This window comes from Vibrio sp. 10N.261.46.A3 (genome assembly GCF_041472995.1).
Taxonomy (GTDB): domain Bacteria; phylum Pseudomonadota; class Gammaproteobacteria; order Enterobacterales; family Vibrionaceae; genus Vibrio; species Vibrio coralliirubri.
The window spans coordinates 1-3,903 of sequence record NZ_JBFRRH010000136.1; the positions used below are offsets into that span (position 1 = coordinate 1).

At 42.3% G+C, this 3,903-nt stretch carries 2 protein-coding genes; one reads left to right on the forward strand and one right to left on the reverse strand.

All coding sequences use genetic code 11. The annotated features are described in order from the left end of the window. Positions 1-102 precede the first annotated feature (102 nt). A complete protein-coding gene (ltrA, locus tag AB4484_RS24665) occupies positions 103-1,575 on the reverse strand; it encodes a group II intron reverse transcriptase/maturase (RefSeq protein ID WP_372080843.1) in 1,473 nt (490 codons plus the stop codon). 1,063 nt (positions 1,576-2,638) lie between these two features. Here ltrA and AB4484_RS24670 point away from each other — a divergent pair. Continuing rightward, positions 2,639-3,895 carry a hypothetical protein gene (locus tag AB4484_RS24670; protein ID WP_372080844.1) on the forward strand — a complete coding sequence of 419 codons (1,257 nt, stop codon included), beginning with the start codon at positions 2,639-2,641 and terminating at the stop codon, positions 3,893-3,895. Positions 3,896-3,903: the final 8 nt, after the last annotated feature.

Sequence of the window (3,903 nt, forward strand, 5' to 3'; positions counted from 1 at the left end):
ACGACACCTGTTACCAAGTGCCGTCTCCCTAAGAACCCAGCGTGCAACTTTCACTGCACTAGGCTCAAGCCTCCACAAAGGCATCGTTTGATACCCAGCAACTTATAAAGCAGTCGGAGCAGGTTCGTTCCAAGAGTTACGAGCTAGCCTTTTGGACTTCCTTTTAGCCAAGTATTCTTGGTATTGAGGGTCAAATGGAGTCGCTGCACTTCGGATTTTCACATGCCTTTCTATTGGCACTTTGGCTATTTGGAAGAGATTGAACTGGCAATCCATATCCATGCTCTTCTGCCAACCGTGAAACTGCCACTGGCCTTTTCGGTTGATGAAGTATTTTAGGGCGATCCAAGTTTTGGATTTTGTTGGGTGACGCCTTTTAGCCCAGTGCCATAACGTATGGAATAGCTTGTGACCGACATATCCGAATACCTGTTTAGCCACGCAGTGTCGATAATAGTTCGACCACCCCCTGAGTTTCGGATTTATCAGTTTGATAAGATCGTTTACTGGGAGGGTTACGTGCTTTTTGACGAGTTCACGCAGATTACTTAAGAACATCAACGTATTGGATTTACTCGGCTTAATGAGTAATTTCCCTTTGTACTTCCTATGGTTGAACCCAAGAAAGTCAAAGCCATCGTTGATATGAGTAATGTGCGTTTTCTCTTCGGATAATGTTAAGCCTCTTTCCGCTAAGAAATCAGCAATCAACGGTTTGATATCGTTCTCCAACACTTCCTTTGAAGCGCAAGTGACGACGAAATCGTCGGCGTATCCAATGAAGTTAGCTCTTGCCCCCTTTTTGAGTGCAGTAGACTTAATGTGCTGTTCGAGACCAGATAGTGTCATTAACATCAAGGTTGGGGATATAATCCCGCCTTGAGGCGTGCCTTCATCGGTGTCGTAAAATAGCCCCTTGTCTACAAAGCCAGACTTTAGCCATTGCTTCAACATACGTTTATCAACAGCAACATTGTCCATAAGCCATTGATGCCCAATTTTGTCGAAACAAGCTTTGATGTCCCCTTCAAGAACCCATTGCGCTGACCGTTTCTGACTCAAACAGATAAAACACTGGCCGATTGCGTCAGCAGTGCTTCGTCTTGGTCTAAAACCGTAGCTATTAGGGTCGGCAAGGCTTTCTGACACAGGCTCTAATGCTAATAGGTAAAGAGCTTGTTGCGCTCTGTCTATTATGCACGGAATGCCCAATGGCCTAAGTTTGCCATTCTTTTTGGGGATATAGATACGCTTGAGCGGTTGGGCTTTGTATGCCTTTCTACTCAATTGATTAACTGCTTTCATGCGGCGTGTATCTGTATTCCAGATGACACCGTCTATTCCTGGTGTTTTGCTGCCTTTGTTTTGAGATACTCGTTTAACAGCAAGAAGTTTTGCTGAGCGAGAATGAGTCAGTAGCCACTGCAAGGCTTTCGCTTTGCCGTGTTTACCTTCTCGAGTTGCCTTTGCGATACGCATCTGAAGCTTTAATACATGCGATTCAACGGATTTCCAGTCTATTGACTGCCATTGAGCACTGTCAGGAGAGGCACTAATCTCTTTTGAAATCATCATTTGCATTTCTCCTTGAATAAAGTTCTTCAAACTCTCTCGCAACGGGAGACCAGTCGGAAGTGGGCTCACTTTCGTGACCAGACACAAGTCTGTATCTGCATCGTTACAATGCAGCCTTCGCTTTTTCCAACCTCCTATACCTGCATCACTATCGGCCACATAGGCTTTCCCAGAGGGAGTGATACAGGCTTACCGTGTTCCGTATGTCGCGCAATGTCAGGTTAGATGCCCGCTATGGTGCGAAGAGTTCAATGATCACGAAAGAGCATGGGGCAATCTCTTTCCGACTCTCGTGCCTTTTGGCTACAGCGTATTAACCACTTCCGCTGTTTCATCACATAACGCACCTTACGCGGATTCACTTATGTTCATCATACTGACTACCTAGCACTCACCCGATTGTGGTTATCAGGAGGATCGTCCTCTCACGATTTAGATCCCGATTGGCAAATGCCAATCTTCGTTACATTGTCAGAGCCGCTACTTTATTCAGGCTCCTAGGTTCATCTGGTGATACAGATGGTTCACACGTTAAGCGGTGAACATCGCTTCATACGACCTCACGTCGCACGCCCCAAAATGAGTTAACACATTTACTCTAAAATAGAGTTCCCTAATGAAATCGACCTTACCATTTATAAATGTTCAACAACCACCTTGAACTAGTGCTGGTTCGCTTTTGGGACCCTTGGTTTCTCCGACATGTGTAATGTCGCGCTGCATGGCAGCAAAGAAGTCTAAGATGGCTGAGGTTTACTGTTGTTAAACCCACAACCATTATTACCGATCATTTTGCCCGCAAGGATAAGCTGAATCTTTTTTGGCAGTTCACCAGTGGGTAGCTCTGAACAATAAGAAAAATGGTGTTGAGCAGGCATAAAAAGGCATCCACTTAACTAACTGGATACCATTTTAATGGTGTGATTTATAGAGCGGAATAACGTTGGTTAGTTAATAAAATCAGTATAATGGAAAGAAATTTGTGATTGGTTGGTAGGTGTTTATGCATTTTGATACAAACTTTATTTCTAGCGTTAGATCGTCTGAAATGGAGATACACTGCTTGTCTGTACGTATTTGGCAAAGTCATGCAGATGGTTTGAGACTGAATGGTCATGGCACGATAAAGCAGAATAAGTTTGGAACGTTGTTTTTGGAAATGGTTTGTACAGAGACGGTGTATAAGCCTATTGGTCAGTTACAGCCTCAACTAAGGTTTCCTCAAGACAACTTGAATCCAGACCATGAGCTGTTTGCTGAACTCGTTGATATATCAGGTAGGGTATGGAAAACACAAGGCTTTAAGCTGGAGCTTTCAGGCTTTCATCTAAAGACTAATAAAGTAATTTATGCCCTTTTACCGTACGTTACCTCTGAAGAGCATCAAGAAGAAAGTGTTGATACGCCATACTTGCACCTAGAGTTCGAACAAGAAATAGATATTCCATTCAATAAAAGTAATAGAACATTATCAACAGCGACTGGATCTGAATCGTTTGGTTTCAATGAGCTATGCTTTGAGGTCGATGGCTTAGATATCAGAGTTGTTAATGAGTCAGATTATCGGTTTGTTAAAGTTAAAGGCGATTTTGTACCAGAAGACCTAGAGAGATGCATCAGGTTCTATCTTGGCTTTTCTTGTGGTGTTTTTCTTCAACCTTATATTTTATTTACCAATGTAGGAAATATATATAAGTGCACAATTCGAAGTTTTAATAACCAGATATCGCATAAGCGTTCAACTAACCCTATACCAAGTAATGTCCACATCCCTAGAGGAAGCAATCATTATAGTATTGATTTGTTTCAACGAGTTTTAGCTCTGTATTCTGAAAATATTAAGCACTTTGATTGTGTAAGCAGCCAATGGGAAAGGGTATGGCGTGGGTTCAATTCCTCAGATGATATTGCCGAACTAGTATTATCTGTTGCAGTGGAGGGGGTTCTGAATGATATATATATTCCGGATTTCAAGCAATCACGACAGGACCAAGAGCTAGTAGAAGCTATAAAAGAGATTAAGTCAAAGCTTAAAAAGCTGGATATTGACGTTACGTATTTGAGCCGCCTTCAATCAAGCGTCTCTTACTGGAAGAACATTACAGCAGCGAGAGCACTTGATATTTTAATAGCAGAGGGGGTTTTAGCTGATAATGATAAAAAGCTATGGAATAGTATTCGAAATGCTAGTGCGCACCCTGCATCTAAAGAACTTAGTAACGTAGAAGAACAGAAAAAAAGAGATGAGCTATATTCCTGTATAGATATTTTTCATAAGCTCGTATTAAATGTCCTCGCATATTCTGGACCTGTCTCTTGATCATATCT

Bases quoted from the DNA above. Each gene is read 5' to 3' on its own strand.
- ltrA (WP_372080843.1), bottom strand. From the start codon at position 1,575: ATGATGATTTCAAAAGAGATTAGTGCCTCTCCTGACAGTGCTCAATGG.